Below are 14,073 nucleotides of genomic sequence, written 5' to 3'. Positions count from 1 at the left end.
GCACGTGACGACCATCAGTTGCACCTAAAATAAGGATCATTCGGTGAGGTTCAATGCGATAAAGTCCGCAGGCCCGTCAGATCAGCGGTTAAGCGGCGACCGTAAGGAAAGAGTAGCCCATTTCGTGGTCGGATCAAGCAAGGGCACAGCGCGCAATTGCCCCGCCCGCCAGAGGGATGGCAACGGCAAGAGCACCTCGCGCGGCACATGGTGCTGGCGCCAGTCCTCAAGCTGCGCCAGCCCCTCCTCGCCCAGGGCACGCAGCTCTGTGTCAGGTTCCGTTGCGTCAGGCGATGTGAGACGCCAGCTGTCGTCCCAGTCAAGCCACGCGCTGCGCTGCCCCGGCATGGGCAAGCGCAGATCGCGCAGGGGCTGATATTCCCGGCACAGCCATAGTTTTCCGCCCTGGCTGACGATGTGGCAGCCCTGCAAGGTGGCGCTGCGCCCCGCCATTAGGGCGCTCAGCGCTGCCAGCACCGGGCTGCGACGGGGCGGGTATGCGCCGCCGACGACATGTTGAACGGCCGCGATGAGCAGACGCCGCGCGACCTCCTCGGGCAGGCCGAAAAACCCTTCGCGTTCAAGCCCGACCGCGCCGAGGCGCTCCTGGGCCAGATCCTGCATCGCGCGCCGCGCCATCTGGTCCAGCGCCTCATCGGCCATGCGCATATTGTCAGCAACCGCCGTCAGCGCCTCGACCGTCAGGCCAAGCGGCTCCAGCGTGCGCAGCGCATCGCGAACCCGCACCCGTTCAAACCGGCCGTCTATGTTGGAGGGATCGTCGATCCAATGCACACCGATGCCGTCAAGATAGGCGCGCAGATCCACCCGGCGCAGCCCCAGCAAGGGGCGCAGCAGCTCGATACCGTCGCGGCGGTGCCGCAGCGGCATGGCGGAAAGCCCGCTCACCCCCGAGGCGCGGCGCAGGCGCATCAGCACGGTTTCCGCCTGATCATCAGCCGTGTGCCCCACCGCGACCTGGTCGATGCCGCGCCCGCGCGCCCATTCCGCAAGCAGGCGATATCGCGCCGCACGCGCCGCCGCTTGCAGGTTTCCGCTGGTGTCGGGCTGTTGCCAGGTCAAAATGTCATGCGAGAGGCCCAGCTGGTGGGCATGGCTGGCGACCGTCTCGGCCTCCTGGCGTGATTCGGCCCGCAACCCATGATCAACGCTGGCCACATGCAGGTCGGTTTGCTGGTCACGACACAGCGCCGCCATGAGATAGAGCAAGGCCAAGGAGTCGCTGCCCCCCGACACCGCAACGCCAAGGCGCGGCGGCAGCTCGGGGCCGATCCGCCGCAGGATCTCTGCCGTCAGCGCCGCTTCTGTCGGCGTCAGGAGCACGCCAGTTTGGACCGCTCCGCCTCGGCGGCGGTGACAGCCGGATCATTGGGAAAGCGGACCGAGACCTCGGCCAGGGTGATGCAGGCCTGATCCATCTGCCCCAGACGCCCCAGCGCAGCGCCGAGTTCAAACAGGGCTTCGGGAGCGACCACCCCGGTGGTATCGCCGGTGAAAGCCGCGAGGTAAGCCCGCGCCGCCTCGCGGGTGTCGCCAAGCCCGTCGAGCGCCTTGCCGCGACCGTATTCGACCTGCGCGGTCAGCGGGCTGCCGGGATAGGCCTCTTTGAAGGTCGCGAGCTTGTCGGCGGCGGCCTGATAATTCTGCCCCTCCAGATCGGTCATCGCGGCCTTGAAATCCGCCTCCTCGCCAATCGCGAGTTCGCCACCACCGGCGATGTCGCTGTCGCCCGGCAGGGCGGGCGTCGCGCCAAGGGCGGGGCCGGTCTCGCCTTCGACCTCGCCACCGAGGGTGGAGGTTTCGCCCAGTTGCGACAGATCGCCGCCTTCCAGTTCCACCAGTCGGAACTCCAGATCGCCGATACGGTTGGTGCCGTCCTCGACAACCCGCTGCACCCGATGCTGGAGCTGTTCGGTCTGGGCCGTCAGGCGTTGCAGCTCTTCCTCGATGGCGGTGACGCGTTCCAGCACCGAAGAGCCAGCCAACGATGTAGAAGGCGCACCGGTGGTCGAAAGCTCGCGGTTCAGGCGCTGCACTTCGACATGCAGCACGGTCAACTCCTGCCGGATATCCGCCAGGGTCTGATCGCGCTCCTGCGCGAGAGAGGGAAGGACGCTGACCGCAACCAGCGCCGTCGAAAGAAGGATCTGCCGCATGCCGCTCATCCGGGTCAGCTCACTGCGCCGCCAGCCAGCACGGTCACCGCGCGGCGGTTCTTGGCATAGCAGCTCTCATCCGAGCAGATCTCGATCGGGCGTTCCTTGCCATAGGACACCACCTGGATGCGATGCCCCGCAACGCCCTGCGACAGCAGGTATTCGCGCGCGGCGTTGGCCCGGCGGGCGCCGAGCGCGAGGTTGTATTCGCGGGTGCCCTGCTCGTCCGCGTGGCCTTCAATGGTCACGATGTAATCGGGGTTCGCCGTCAGCCAGCGGGCTTGGCCAGCCAGAATGCCCTGCGCCTCGGGCGTCAGGCTGGACTGGTCGATCAGGAACAGCACCCGGTCGCCGATCGCCTCGCGGAAATAGGCCGGGCTGGAGGGATCCGCCAGGCTGCCACCCGCACCCAGGGCCGCGCCGCCGCTGCCGGAGTTGGTGTCGTCCCAACGGGCGTCGGAACAGGCCGCCAGGGCGAGGCCCGCGACCAGGAGAATTGCTTTGTTGATACCGCTCATGTGAAATCGCCTCGTGTGATCGGACATTTCTTACCGACGTGTTAGCATAGTCTGCCCCATCGCGCCACGGGGTTCAAAGTCCGTGGCGCAAAAGGGCGGTTTCTCAGTTCTGCAAGGGCGACCAGGACGGGTCGGAGGCGCCATCCGGGGTTTTCACCGGCTTCAGGTTGCGCCCGGAGATATCCACCGAATAGAGCCGCGCCTGACCGTTGGCGCCCTGGGTTTCGCGGGTAAACATGATCACCCGCCCGTTGGGCGACCAGGTTGGCCCCTCGTCCAGGAAGGATGCGGTCAGCAGGCGCTCCTCGCTGCCATCGGTGCGCATGACGCCGATGTGGAAGCGGCCCGCGTTCTGCTTGGTGAAGGCCACATAGTCGCCGCGCGGCGACCAGACCGGGGTACCGTAGCGGCCTTGGCCAAAGCTGATCCGCCTGGCCTCGCCGCCGGAGGTCGGCATCACATAGAGCTGCGAGGTGCCGGAGCGGTCGCTTTCAAACACGATCTGGCTGCCATCCGGCGAGAACGACGGCGCGGTTTCGATCGACGGCGCGCTGGTCAGGCGCTGGCTGCTACCGGTGTCAATATCCATCGAATAGAGATCCGTGTTGCCGCCTTCGGTCTGGGAATAGACGATGGTCCGGCCATTGGGGGCAAAGCGCGGCGCAAAGGTCATGGTGCCATCACCAGAGGACAGGATCCGGCGCTGCACCTTGCCCACATCCAGCACATGGATCTGCGGAAAGCCGCTCTCGTAGCTGGTATAAAGCACCCGGTCGCCGGTGGGCGAGAAGCGCGGCGCCAGCACGATCGAGTCGGAATTGGTCAGATACTGCACATTGGCGCCGTCGTAATCCATGATCGCCAGACGTTTCTTGCGGTCGTTCTTGGGGCCGGTTTCCGACACAAACACCACGCGGCTGTCGAAATAGCCGCCCTCGCCCGTCAGCCGTGAATAGATCGTATCGGCCACCTTATGGGCAATCCGGCGCCAGCCCTCGGTGGTGCCCGAAAGCTGAAGACCCGAGCCCAGCTCCTGGCCCGCGAAAACGTCATAGGCACGAAAGCGCACGGTCACCCGATCCCCCGCGACGCTGACCGCACCGGTGATCAGCGCCTGGGCGTTGATGGCTTTCCAGTCGGTGAAATTCACCGCCGCGTCAAAATCGCTATAGGGCGAGATAAAGGCGACCTTGGGGATCTCGCGGAACAGGCCGGAACCCACAAGATCCGCCGCGATCACCCGCGCGATATCGGTAGCATACTGCGAGGCAGCGGGCGACTCGGCGATGAAATCCGGCGCCGCAAAGGGCAGCGGTTCAATCACCCCATCGGTGATTTCGATCCTGAGCGGGCCATCCTGCGCCTGAACCGCCCCCACAGGCAGCAATATCGCAAGGCCAAGGAGTAGTGTCGCAATCGCGTTTCTCATCTGATCCGCATTCCTTCGGGGTTAAACGTCATCTCAATATCACGCCACTGGGCGTATTTGTCAGCGGGAAGATCAAAACCTTTTGATCCGCAGCGTATAATGGCACGTCGGGCGGCCTCATAGGCCTGTTTGGCGGAGCTTGCCGAGCCGCCGGAGCTGGATTTCATGCGCAAAGAACCAATATCAGGCACACCCTCACGCGAAAGTGACACGCCGACCACCACCGTGGTGCGCAGGGCCTCGCTGGAGAGGGAGCCCACGTTCCAGCACTGCGACACCGCCACCCGCAGCGCATCCTTTTCGCCGCGTGTCATCGGCTGGCCGGAAGGTTCGGGGGCCTCGACCTCGCCCGCCCCTGCCAGCGCTTCGGCGAGCGCGTCATTCACGGCGGATTCGTCCACCTCCTGGGCGGGGTCCGGCTGCGTTGGCTCGGGCGGGGTTTCCTCGGCGACGACCGTCTCTTCCGGTTCCTCGACCGGGGTCGGGCGGCTGGGGCGGCTGCGCGGGCGCACGGTGGCCAGCGGCGCGGTGGGCTCGGCCTCATCGGCTTCGGCCTCGGTCACGATGCGGTCGCTCGCGGCCTCTGGCGCGGTGGCCTCCTGTACCGGCTGATTGGCCTCGGCGCCCTCATCCGGGGTCACTTCTTCCTGCACCACTTCATCGACCTGCGTGTCGGGCTCCGGCGCCTGGATCGGCTCCGGCGCGACGCGGTCATTGGCCTGGGCGGTCTCCGGCTCCGCGGTTTGCGGCAGGTCGCTCAGGATTTCGGGCACCTCGGGGGCATCCGGGGTGATGGTGGGCACCTCGGGCGTCGGTTCCGGCGCGGGGGGCTCGGGCTGCGGATCCTCGACAGGTGCCGCAACCGGTTCCGGCGGCTCTGGCTGCGTCTCGACCACCGGGTCGGGGCGTGCGGGAATATCCGGCGTGGTCTCGCTCAGCTCGGGCGTTTGCGGCGCGCTTGGCTCCGGTGCCACCACGGGTGCGGCCTGCTGCGCGCTGAGGCGGGCGAAGTCCTCGGCGGAGATGATCGAGACATCCTGGCTCTGGATCGGCAGCGGTTCGGAATGGAACCAGCCGCCAAACAGCGCCCAGGTGATCAGCAGCCCATGCGCCGCAACAGAGATTTTGGTGCCGGTTTGCACATCGGCCCCCGTGTCACTCGCCCTGCGGCGCAGGTTGGGCGGCGGCGGGCTGGCCGTCCAGCGACGGCCCGCCAGTATCGGTCACCAGCCCCACATTGGCAAAACCGCCCGCGTTGAGCGCGCCCATCACCTGCATCACGTCGCTATAGGCAATGGCCCCATCGGCGCGCAGGTAGACGCGATCAGAGGTCCGCTCTGCTGCGATGGCCCGCAGCCGCGCGACCAGATCTTCGCGCGCCACGGCGGTGGTCTGGATCTGAATGCCGCCACCGGCGGTCATGGTGACGGTCAGCGGCTCTTCTTCCTCCCCCGGCAAGGCGCCCGCGGCGGTTTTGGGCAGCTCCACCGGCACGCCGACGGTCATCAAGGGGGCGGCAACCATAAAGATGATCAATAGCACCAGCATCACATCCACAAAGGGGGTGACGTTGATTTCCGCCATCGGCCGGGCCCGCGACCGGCGCCGTCCGCGCCTGCGTCCGCCGCCTGCGTCCTTTTGCTGTACCGCTGCGCCCATCGCTCAGCTGTCCAACTGGCGCGAGAAGATGGTGGCGAACTCATCGGCAAAGGCCTCGTAGCCGCCAATGATCCGATCCGCATCCGCCGAGAGCTTGTTGTAAAAGATCACCGCCGGAATCGCCGCCAGCAAGCCAAGCCCGGTGGCCAGGAGCGCCTCGGCGATGCCAGGCGCAACCACCGCTAGGCTGGTGTTTTGCGATTCCGCGATGCCGATAAAGGCGCTCATGATGCCCCAGACGGTGCCAAACAGCCCGATAAACGGCGCGGTGGCCCCCACGGTCGCCAGCACCTGCAAGCCGCCCTGGAGCCCTTCGCTTTCCTTTGCGATGGCCACATCCATGGAGCGATCAATGCGCGACTGCGCGCCGGGGATCAGGGCCCCATCGGTGCGGTGGCTGCGGCGCCATTCGGTCATGCCGGCAGCAAAGACCCGCTGGGAATGCCCTGCGGGATCGGCGCCGATGTCCTCAAAGAGCTCATCCAGCGGGTTGCCCGACCAGAAGGCGCGCTCAAAGATCTGCGCCTCTCGCCGCGCGGCGCGATAGGTAATGAGTTTTTGCAAGATGATCGCCCAGGACCAGACCGAAGCCCCGATCAGGATGATCATCACCAGCTTCACAATGAAGCCCGCGCGCGCGAACAGCGCCCACATGGAGAAATCAATCTCCTGCGCCAATGCCAGAGTTTGTGCGTCCATATGCCTGCTCTATCGTCCGTCGCCGCGTCATTTCAAACCGCGCGGCCTAATTGCTCAGGACGCTAACGGAAAACAAGCCGCAATGCCAAGGAAACAGGATCACAGGGCCGCGATTGTTACAAAGATGCGCGAACTTCTGCCGGGAGCCGCACCGGCTTGCCGCTGTGCATGTCCATGCAGACCGCCGTGACCCGGGCGCGAAACAGCAGCTGCCCTGCCCGATAGACCTGCTGCGCCATGGTCAGCCGCGCAGGCGTCATCTTTTCCACCGTGCTTTCAACCGCCAGCTCGTCCTCAAAGCGCGCGGGCGAGAGGTAATCCGCCTCGATCCGCGTCACCACCCAGACGATGCCCTGCGCGCGCATCGCATTCTGATCGACGCCGAGGGCGCGGACAAAATCGCTGCGGGCCCGCTCAATAAAGCGCAGGAAATTGGCATGATAGACCACGCCGCCCATATCGGTGTCTTCGTAATATACCGTGACCGGAAAGCGATGGGTCATGCATCGCCCTCCGCCGCCGGCACTGCCTGCAATCGCGCAAAGAGCCGCAGCGCATGGCTGGCTTCCTGCGCCGCAACCGGCATCATCCGGTCATAGGCGGCAGCGATGACGCCCGCGATTTCCGGGCGCAGGATGGTATTGCCCGTCTCCGGCAGCACCGCCAGCGGCGATATCTCGGCGAAGGCGCGCTCCCCCCAGAGCAGCATCACCTGCACCGCCTGGGTCAGGGCCAGCGTTTCGGCGGGCACTTTGGCCATGTCCTTGTTCATGCGCAGGAAGACAAAAGCCGCCTTGATGCCGCCCTGATCGTCGAAACGAAAGGCGCGGTATTGGCTCGCGTCCTGGTCTGACAGGCGCTGAACCAGTGGCGCCAGCCCCGGGATCATCCGGTCCAGATCCGGCACCTCCAGAAGCTCGCTCCACTCGCGGAAGAAAAAGAACATCAGATTGGCGCCGAGCTCCGGGTCGGTTTCGGCCATCTGATGCCCAGCCAGCGTCGCCACAGCCTCGACCGCGCCCTTGATCGTCGCCAAGGTCTCATCCGTGACGCCAAAGACAATCGGCGCGATCGGCCGCCCCCACCGCGCAAAGGCGTAGGAGCCATCCTTGTGGGTGAACAGCGCTTCGATCTCTTTCGGCGACAGCAGTGCGGTCATGGGCGCCTCGTGTTTGATGTCCGTGGTCGCGCGTTTTCTAAGGGGGCAGGAAATCCGCAGCAAGAGAGAAGTCGCGCCGCCCTTCTGTCACTCCAGATAGCGCCCCCATTTGCGCAGCAAGGCCGCCCCCGCGTCGATCCCCTGCCAATCCGCAAAGAGCAGCACAAACCCCAGCAAATCCGCGATCTCCTCTTCCAGTGCCGCCTTGCTGCCCGGCTTGCGGGTCTGCCCTGCGAGGCTCAGATAGGCGGAGGTTACCTCGCCCAGCTCCTCGGTCATCTTGCCGAGATACCAGCTTGCGTCGCGCTCGATCCCAAAGCGCTCCGCATAGATATCAGAGACTTTACGCGCCATCTCGCTCAGCTTTTCCAGATCCTGCATCGCGGCCTCCTAGCTGAACAGATCGCTTTGCGATTTTGGCGGCGTGAGACCCAGATGCTGCCAGGCCTTCTGCGCCAGCATGCGCCCGCGCGGTGTGCGCTGGATCAGCCCCTGTTGCAAGAGATAGGGCTCGATGACTTCTTCCAGCGCGTCGCGGCTCTCGCTCAGGGCGGCGGACATGGTTTCGATCCCCACCGGCCCGCCGCCGTAGTTCTCCGCCACCTGCCGCAGATAGCGCCGGTCCGCACCATCAAGGCCAAGCTGATCCACGCCCAGCCGCGTCAGGGCACTATCGGCCAGCTCCCGGGTAATGGTGCCATCGCCCTCAACCACCGCGAAGTCCACAACGCGGCGCAAGAGCCGACCGGCGATCCTGGGGGTGCCGCGTGCGCGCCGCGCAATCTCCATCGCGCCCGCGTCATCGGCGGGGGCGCCCAGCTTGCGGGCATTGCGGCGCACGATCTCGAAAAGCTCCTCGACCGTGTAGAACTGCAACCGAGTCGGAATTCCGAACCGATCCCGCAGCGGCGTGGTCAGCAGCCCCATGCGGGTGGTCGCCCCCACCAGCGTAAAGGGCTGCAACTCGATCCGCACGGTGCGCGCCGCAGGGCCTTCGCCGATCACCAGATCCAGCTCGAAATCCTCCATCGCTGGATAGAGCACCTCCTCCACCGCCGGATTCAGCCGGTGGATCTCGTCGATGAACAGCACATCCCGGCTTTCCAGATTGGTCAGGATCGCGGCCAGATCCCCGGCCTTGGCCAATACCGGACCGCTCGTCATGCGGAAGTTCACCCCCAATTCACGGGCGACAATCTGCGCGAGCGTTGTCTTGCCAAGCCCCGGAGGCCCGTAAAACAGCGTGTGATCCATCGCCTCGCCCCGCCGACGGGCGCTCTCGATGAACACGCGCAGGTTGGCGCGGGCCTCGGCCTGACCGATGAACTCGCCCAGCCCTTGCGGACGCAGCGCGCGGTCATTGTCCTCGGGCAGGGGATCGGGGCGCAGGGTTGGGTCAGAATCAATCATTCAGGTCTCCACAGGCCAAGTGGCCCGCTCCGCTTTGTTGCGGGAATATGAGGGTGTACAGGGCCACGCGCCAGGCTCTCAGGCCTTGGGCGCAAGCAGGCGCAGGGCGGCGCGGATCAGCTCCGCCTCGCCAGCGTCGGGATGGTTGCCTGCCGCTTCGGCCACCGCCGCCGCCGCGTCGGACGGGCCATAGCCGAGGTTGCCCAAGGCCGACAGCGCGCCAGCCGATGCCGCCGCCGCGCCGGCGGGTGGTTTGGCTGCGGCTTTACGGGCGGGTTTCGCCGGCGCCTGCTCTGCGGGTTCCACCAGCGCCTCAAGGTCCGGCCCGTTCAAGGCCTCGCCAAGCCCGCCGCCCATGGCCATGACCCCGGGCGCCTTGTCTTTCAGGTCCAGCACGATGCGCTGTGCGGTCTTGGGGCCGACCCCTTTGGCCGCCTGCACCGCCGCCCAGTCCCCCAGCGCGATCGCGCGACTCACCCCATCCGGCCCCAGCGCCGACAGGATGGCGAGCGAAACCTTTGCCCCCACCCCCTGCACCGAGGTCAGCAGCCGGTGCCATTCCTTCTCCACCAGGGAGGTAAAGCCGAAGAGCTGCATCAGATCCTCGCGCACCAGAAGTTCGGTATAGAGCTGCACCGCCTCGCCCACGGGCGGCAGCCCCGCCATGGTGCGGTCCGAACAATAGACGATATAGCCGACACCGCGCACGTCGATCATCACGTGATCAAGCGCCTTGTACTCAAGCCGTCCGGTCAGCTTGCCGATCATGCGCGTACCTCTTTCAGTTGTCGCGGGCTGTTGCCCCCGTAATAGGCGTGACAAATGGCGATCGCCAGCGCATCCGCCGCATCTGCGCCTTTTGGGGCGCAGCCGGGCAATTGCAGCTTTACCATATGCATCACCTGCTCCTTTTCCGCATGCCCCGCCCCGACGACGGTTTTCTTCACCCGGTTGGGGGCATATTCCCCAACCGGCAGGCCGGCCTTGGCAAGCGTCAGCAAGGCAACGCCGCGCGCCTGGCCCAGCTTCAGCGTCCCGGCGCCGTCCTTGTTCACAAAGGTCTGCTCGATCGCCGCCTGATCCGGCGCATAGGCGATGATGATCTCGGTGACCTGATTGTGCAGCGACAACAGCCGCTCGCCCAGATCATCGCCATCCGATTTGCACAATCCATTGGCCACATGACTGAGCCTGGAGCCCTGCGCCTCGATCACGCCCCAGCCCAGGGTTCGGAGCCCCGGATCGATTCCCAGTATTCGCATCCCCGCCCGACCTTTTGCCCGGTTATTTGTTCTTTGCCCTCCTGCCACTAGCACAAAACGCGAACACAGCCAATTGCTTTCCCGTGACGCTCCGCCACATCGCCTCGGACAAACACGGCCCAGGGGATGGCCGCTCCACGAACGAGAGCGCGACAGTACGTTTTGCGACATCCAAAAACGGCACCCCGAAAAGCGGTAGCGACAGATTTTCCAAATTCGCGCCGATCGTTCAAAGCGCCATGTTTTCAACGGCTTTCGATATGCGATTTGCGCATGGGACCCATGCAAAAAATACGATTGTGGGACAAGAAGTGCAGCTCTATGTGCCGTCTGTCGCGACAATGCGGCATGACAAGATACTAACCCAGAGAGAACGTGGATATGGCTGTATTTGACACCACCCGCACTGCCCAAGGCACCTCCGGCCTGATCGGCCGTATCGGCGCTCTTGTGCGTAGTTTGACCGCATCATTCCTGGCCTGGAATGACTCCCGCCAAGCCAAAAAAGCCCTGTCCGGCCTGACGGATCGGGAACTGGCTGACATCGGCCTGATCCGCAGCGACGTGGAGAGCATCGGCCTGGTCGACTCGCCGCTGCGCTAAGCTGCGTCCTGCCCCGATGCGCGGGGCCGCCCTGCCGCAGAGACCAAACAAAATTGAAACGCCGCGCTACGGATCCTGTCCGGCGCGGCGTTGTTCATGTCAGGATGCTATTCTGCGGGCTCAGCGCAGCAGAGGCGCGAGCCTCTCGGCAATCATCGCCGAGGCCGGGTCGGCCTGCATGATCCAGGCGCCACCTTGCTCGACCAAAGAACCGTCCCGCAGCTTTTCGACCCGATAGTCGTAGTTCGCGGGCCCAAGCGTCGCCATCAAGAAGCCCTTGAACGCCAGTATGACGCAGACAAAAAGGATAAGAGAGCGTCCCGAGATCCGGGAGCGCACGACGCGGCGCGGTTCGACGACAATCAAACCATCCGAACGCATCTTGGCGGTAAAGACCTGCCCCGGCCTTGCCTGCTTGCGCTCCAACCGGCGCAACCGATTGGAAAATTCTGCGTGTTGACTACTCATCACGAAACTCCGAACTGGCCCCCACCAGCGGATGGTTCGAAGTTAGGCGTCAATTGTGGCAACACCGGGGCAGATACTTAAAACTCTATTAAAACTCGGGCGAACTACCCGGCTTTGCGCAGAATGAGCGTGGTCCACTCACCAATCTCGTTCCGTTTGACCAGATTGACCCCGTTTTGTGCATAAACGCTCAGGACGTCCTCGGCCTGTTCGTTCAGAAGCCCCGAGAGAATCGCATAGCCGCCCTCTTTCAGATGCGCCGCCACATCCGGGCTCAGCGCGACCAGCGGACCTTTGAGGATATTGGCAAAGATCAGATCATAAGGTGCCGCGGCCGCAAGGGCGGGCGCATCAAATCCGGCGGCTTCGAGACAGGTCACCGCACCTTTCATGCCATTGGCCGCCAGATTGGCCTCGGCAACCTCGACCGCGACCTGGTCGATATCGCTGGCGAGGATCTCTGCGTCCTCCCAGACCCGAGCAGCCGCCATGGCGAGCACAGCCGTACCGCAGCCGATATCGGCAACGCGACCGGCGGAGAAGCCTTCGTCCAGCAGGTGATCCAGTGCCTTGAGGCAGCCCAGAGTGGTGCCGTGGTGCCCGGTGCCAAAGGCCATCGCCGCCTCGATCAGCAGCGGGATCTTGTCGCCGGGCAGCTTGTCGGCGTCATGGCTGCCGTAGACAAAGAAGCGCCCGGCCTCGACCGGGGCCAATTCGCGGCGCACATGAGCGACCCAGTCGGTTTCGGGCAGTTCCGACACCACAAAGGGTTTCGCCCCATGCAGTGTTGCGAGCAAGGCCAGGCCCGCCTCATCCGGGGCCTCGGTGAAATAGCCGCCGACCTCCCAGAGACCGGAGCCATCTTCCATCTCGAACACGCCAATGCCGGTGGGTTCCGGGATCAACCGTTCCATCGCCTCGCCCAGCGCCTCGGCCTGAGGTTTTCCAGTCAGCGTGGTAAGAGCGGTGAAAGTGGGCATCTGGGGAACTCCAAAAGAGACAGGGGCGCATCAAGGGTCGATCGCTGCCCTGCGCCTACGCGAGCCAGCCATGGGCGGTCAAGAGGTCAGACCGGTTCCGCGCCCTATTCAGCAGGTGCCGGGGCCGCAAAACGGGAAAAGATGGTCTCGTTGCCCGGTGCCGGGTGGCGCGGGATGAGCAGCGACAGGCTGAGCGAGATCAGCGCCATGAGGGCCGCCAGCGCAAAGACCGCCGCCGGAGAGACCACCCACAAGAGCCCCAGCAGCATCGGCAGCGCCACCGCCGCGATATGGTTGATGGTAAAGGCCACCGCCGCCGTGGGGGCGATATCCGCCGGGTCCGCGATTTTCTGGAAATAGGTCTTCAAGGCCAGCGCCAGCGCAAACAGCACGTGATCCACCACATAAAGCGCACCGGCCAGCACCACGCCCCAGCCAAACCAGTAGATGCCACCATAAAGCGCAAAGATGGTCGCCAGCCCGACGTATTCGCAAATCAAGGTGCGCCGCTCGCCAAAGCGGAAGACAAAGCGCCCCAGCAATGGCGCCGCGATCATATTGACCAGCAGGTTGATCAGATAGAGCCCGGTGAGGTGATGCACCTCAAAGCCAAATCGCTCCACCATCATGAACCCGGCAAAGACCACAAAGATCTGCCGCCGCGCCCCCGCCATGAACTGCAACGCATAATACAGCCAATAGCGCCGCCGCAGGATAAGCTTTTTGGTTTGCCGCGTGGGGCCATCATATTGCGGCACCGCAAAGAAGCAGAACAGCGCGATAGCGGTGCAGGCGCCCCCGGCGACAAGGTAGACGATATTATAGGAGAGGTTGAGCGGCTCCCACATCAGCACGATGCCACCATAGACCACCAGCGTCGCGGCCGATCCCGTGGCGACCAGCCAGCCCAGCGTTTGCGGGGCCTTGTCGCGCGGCAGCCATTGCAATTGCAGCGACTGGTTGACGGTCTCGAAGTAGTGAAAGCCGATCGAGCTCAGCAGGGTGATCACCAGGATGCCTTGCAGATGCGGAAACCACGCAGTGACCGCCGTGGCCACGCCCAGGAGCATCAGCGACAGCAACCCCAGCACCTGTTCGCGAATAAACAGGATCAGGAAGATCACCAGAAAGGAGAGAAACCCCGGGATCTCACGCAGGCTGTGCAGAAGGCCGATATCCGCGCCGTCGAAATTCGCGACCTCGATCACGAAGTTATTGAGCAGCGCCGACCAGGTGTTGAAGGCGATCGGCATGGCAATCGCCATGAGAAACAGCAGCGTGACCGGACGGCGCCAGATGGGCAGGTCGCGGGCTTGTTCAAGGGAGAGCGGGGTAAACATAGCTTGGCTTTAGATCGCTTTTCCCGACATGGCGAGTCGAGAATTGTACCAAGTCACCGCCGTGGCGGCCCGTGCCTCAGGCCCGATCAGAAGAAATTCTGCGGGTCGATATCCACCGCCAGACGCAGATCGCCGCGCAGTTTGAACGGTGCGGTCCAGCGGGTAATCGCGTCTTGCAGCGGCACGCCCTTCGCGGCCTTGACCAGCAATCGCACCCGGTGGCGCCCCCGGATGCGGGAAATCGGCGCGGGCGCAGGCCCATAGAGCTGTGCGCCCACCTGCCGCAGCGGGCCATCGTTGCGGGCCAGCGCATTGCCCAGATCAAAGACCTGCGCCAGATCCCCGCCCGACAGGATGATCCCCGCCATC

Annotated in this window: 17 protein-coding genes and 1 pseudogene; 1 reads left to right on the top strand and 17 read right to left on the bottom strand. The window is 64.6% G+C overall.

The features are described from left to right. Positions 1-81: 81 nt before the first annotated feature. The 13 genes from tilS to ruvC form a co-directional block, all read right to left on the bottom strand. Positions 82-1,344: a tRNA lysidine(34) synthetase TilS gene (gene tilS, locus HCZ87_RS08135; protein ID WP_167643258.1), complete on the bottom strand. Its 1,263-nt coding sequence runs from the start codon at positions 1,342-1,344 to the stop codon at positions 82-84. After that, positions 1,335-2,177, bottom strand: coding sequence for a tetratricopeptide repeat protein (locus HCZ87_RS08130; RefSeq protein ID WP_167643257.1), 843 nt, complete (start codon positions 2,175-2,177; stop codon positions 1,335-1,337). The genes tilS and HCZ87_RS08130 overlap by 10 nt, the downstream gene beginning before the upstream one ends. Positions 2,178-2,191: 14 nt before the next feature. Then, on the bottom strand, positions 2,192-2,695 hold the full coding sequence (pal, locus tag HCZ87_RS08125; RefSeq protein WP_167643256.1) for a peptidoglycan-associated lipoprotein Pal: 504 nt from the start codon (positions 2,693-2,695) through the stop codon (positions 2,192-2,194). Positions 2,696-2,798: 103 nt separating this feature from the next. After that, complete coding sequence (gene tolB / locus HCZ87_RS08120) at positions 2,799-4,124, bottom strand: Tol-Pal system beta propeller repeat protein TolB (protein WP_167643255.1); 1,326 nt, start codon at positions 4,122-4,124, stop codon at positions 2,799-2,801. Next, the gene (locus tag HCZ87_RS08115) at positions 4,121-5,266 is read right to left on the bottom strand and encodes an energy transducer TonB (RefSeq protein ID WP_167643254.1); all 1,146 of its coding nucleotides are present in this window, start codon (positions 5,264-5,266) and stop codon (positions 4,121-4,123) included. Before HCZ87_RS08115 ends, tolB begins: the two co-directional genes overlap by 4 nt. 13 nt (positions 5,267-5,279) lie before the next feature. Next, entirely contained in the window at positions 5,280-5,783 is a 504-nt protein-coding gene (tolR, locus tag HCZ87_RS08110; protein WP_167643253.1) for a protein TolR, read from the bottom strand. A gap of 3 nt (positions 5,784-5,786) precedes the next feature. Continuing rightward, the gene (tolQ, locus tag HCZ87_RS08105) at positions 5,787-6,482 is read right to left on the bottom strand and encodes a protein TolQ (RefSeq protein ID WP_167643252.1); all 696 of its coding nucleotides are present in this window, start codon (positions 6,480-6,482) and stop codon (positions 5,787-5,789) included. A 116-nt stretch (positions 6,483-6,598) separates the two neighbouring features. Continuing rightward, complete coding sequence (ybgC, locus tag HCZ87_RS08100) at positions 6,599-6,985, bottom strand: tol-pal system-associated acyl-CoA thioesterase (RefSeq protein ID WP_167643251.1); 387 nt, start codon at positions 6,983-6,985, stop codon at positions 6,599-6,601. Further along, positions 6,982-7,641 carry a hypothetical protein gene (locus HCZ87_RS08095; protein ID WP_167643250.1) on the bottom strand — a complete coding sequence of 220 codons (660 nt, stop codon included), beginning with the start codon at positions 7,639-7,641 and terminating at the stop codon, positions 6,982-6,984. Before HCZ87_RS08095 ends, ybgC begins: the two co-directional genes overlap by 4 nt. Before the next feature lie 87 nt (positions 7,642-7,728). Then, positions 7,729-8,022: a hypothetical protein gene (locus HCZ87_RS08090; protein ID WP_167643249.1), complete on the bottom strand. Its 294-nt coding sequence runs from the start codon at positions 8,020-8,022 to the stop codon at positions 7,729-7,731. Between the two features lie 9 nt (positions 8,023-8,031). Then, positions 8,032-9,051 carry a Holliday junction branch migration DNA helicase RuvB gene (ruvB, locus tag HCZ87_RS08085; protein WP_167643248.1) on the bottom strand — a complete coding sequence of 340 codons (1,020 nt, stop codon included), beginning with the start codon at positions 9,049-9,051 and terminating at the stop codon, positions 8,032-8,034. A 78-nt stretch (positions 9,052-9,129) separates the two neighbouring features. Next, complete coding sequence (gene ruvA / locus HCZ87_RS08080; RefSeq protein WP_167643247.1) at positions 9,130-9,819, bottom strand: Holliday junction branch migration protein RuvA; 690 nt, start codon at positions 9,817-9,819, stop codon at positions 9,130-9,132. Further along, positions 9,816-10,313 (bottom strand): crossover junction endodeoxyribonuclease RuvC, encoded by a 498-nt coding sequence (gene ruvC / locus HCZ87_RS08075; RefSeq protein WP_167643246.1) that lies wholly within the window; start codon positions 10,311-10,313, stop codon positions 9,816-9,818. Before ruvC ends, ruvA begins: the two co-directional genes overlap by 4 nt. A gap of 381 nt (positions 10,314-10,694) precedes the next feature. Here ruvC and HCZ87_RS08070 point away from each other — a divergent pair, with 381 nt between their 5' ends. Then, on the top strand, positions 10,695-10,916 hold the full coding sequence (locus HCZ87_RS08070; RefSeq protein WP_167643245.1) for a DUF1127 domain-containing protein: 222 nt from the start codon (positions 10,695-10,697) through the stop codon (positions 10,914-10,916). Between the two features lie 120 nt (positions 10,917-11,036). On the opposite strand, the gene HCZ87_RS08065 is transcribed toward HCZ87_RS08070, so the two are convergent. The 4 genes and pseudogenes from HCZ87_RS08065 to HCZ87_RS08050 all read right to left on the bottom strand — a co-directional run. Then, positions 11,037-11,384, bottom strand: a complete 348-nt coding sequence (locus HCZ87_RS08065; RefSeq protein WP_254868561.1) for a hypothetical protein — start codon at positions 11,382-11,384, stop codon at positions 11,037-11,039. A gap of 104 nt (positions 11,385-11,488) precedes the next feature. Next, positions 11,489-12,364 (bottom strand): 50S ribosomal protein L11 methyltransferase, encoded by an 876-nt coding sequence (locus HCZ87_RS08060; RefSeq protein WP_167643244.1) that lies wholly within the window; start codon positions 12,362-12,364, stop codon positions 11,489-11,491. A 104-nt stretch (positions 12,365-12,468) separates the two neighbouring features. Then, a complete protein-coding gene (locus HCZ87_RS08055) occupies positions 12,469-13,704 on the bottom strand; it encodes an MFS transporter (RefSeq protein ID WP_167643243.1) in 1,236 nt (411 codons plus the stop codon). An 86-nt stretch (positions 13,705-13,790) separates the two neighbouring features. Next, positions 13,791-14,073 (bottom strand): annotated as a pseudogene (locus HCZ87_RS08050) (primosomal protein N'); the annotation flags it as partial.

The organism is Phaeobacter sp. HF9A, from assembly GCF_011806385.1.
Classification (GTDB): domain Bacteria; phylum Pseudomonadota; class Alphaproteobacteria; order Rhodobacterales; family Rhodobacteraceae; genus Epibacterium.
The sequence above is the reverse complement of the archived record's forward strand: the minus strand, read 5'-3'. Positions and strand labels throughout refer to the sequence as shown.

What these genes read in the sequence shown, in the direction of transcription:
- HCZ87_RS08130 (WP_167643257.1), bottom strand. Translation starts at nt 2,177, where the DNA reads ATGCGGCAGATCCTTCTTTCGACGGCGCTGGTTGCGGTCAGCGTCCTT.
- pal (WP_167643256.1), bottom strand. Translation starts at nt 2,695, where the DNA reads ATGAGCGGTATCAACAAAGCAATTCTCCTGGTCGCGGGCCTCGCCCTG.
- tolB (WP_167643255.1), bottom strand. Translation starts at nt 4,124, where the DNA reads ATGAGAAACGCGATTGCGACACTACTCCTTGGCCTTGCGATATTGCTG.
- tolR (WP_167643253.1), bottom strand. Translation starts at nt 5,783, where the DNA reads ATGGGCGCAGCGGTACAGCAAAAGGACGCAGGCGGCGGACGCAGGCGC.
- tolQ (WP_167643252.1), bottom strand. Translation starts at nt 6,482, where the DNA reads ATGGACGCACAAACTCTGGCATTGGCGCAGGAGATTGATTTCTCCATG.
- ybgC (WP_167643251.1), bottom strand. Translation starts at nt 6,985, where the DNA reads ATGACCCATCGCTTTCCGGTCACGGTATATTACGAAGACACCGATATG.
- HCZ87_RS08095 (WP_167643250.1), bottom strand. Translation starts at nt 7,641, where the DNA reads ATGACCGCACTGCTGTCGCCGAAAGAGATCGAAGCGCTGTTCACCCAC.
- HCZ87_RS08090 (WP_167643249.1), bottom strand. Translation starts at nt 8,022, where the DNA reads ATGCAGGATCTGGAAAAGCTGAGCGAGATGGCGCGTAAAGTCTCTGAT.
- ruvB (WP_167643248.1), bottom strand. Translation starts at nt 9,051, where the DNA reads ATGATTGATTCTGACCCAACCCTGCGCCCCGATCCCCTGCCCGAGGAC.
- ruvA (WP_167643247.1), bottom strand. Translation starts at nt 9,819, where the DNA reads ATGATCGGCAAGCTGACCGGACGGCTTGAGTACAAGGCGCTTGATCAC.
- ruvC (WP_167643246.1), bottom strand. Translation starts at nt 10,313, where the DNA reads ATGCGAATACTGGGAATCGATCCGGGGCTCCGAACCCTGGGCTGGGGC.
- HCZ87_RS08070 (WP_167643245.1), top strand. Translation starts at nt 10,695, where the DNA reads ATGGCTGTATTTGACACCACCCGCACTGCCCAAGGCACCTCCGGCCTG.
- HCZ87_RS08065 (WP_254868561.1), bottom strand. Translation starts at nt 11,384, where the DNA reads ATGAGTAGTCAACACGCAGAATTTTCCAATCGGTTGCGCCGGTTGGAG.
- HCZ87_RS08060 (WP_167643244.1), bottom strand. Translation starts at nt 12,364, where the DNA reads ATGCCCACTTTCACCGCTCTTACCACGCTGACTGGAAAACCTCAGGCC.
- HCZ87_RS08055 (WP_167643243.1), bottom strand. Translation starts at nt 13,704, where the DNA reads ATGTTTACCCCGCTCTCCCTTGAACAAGCCCGCGACCTGCCCATCTGG.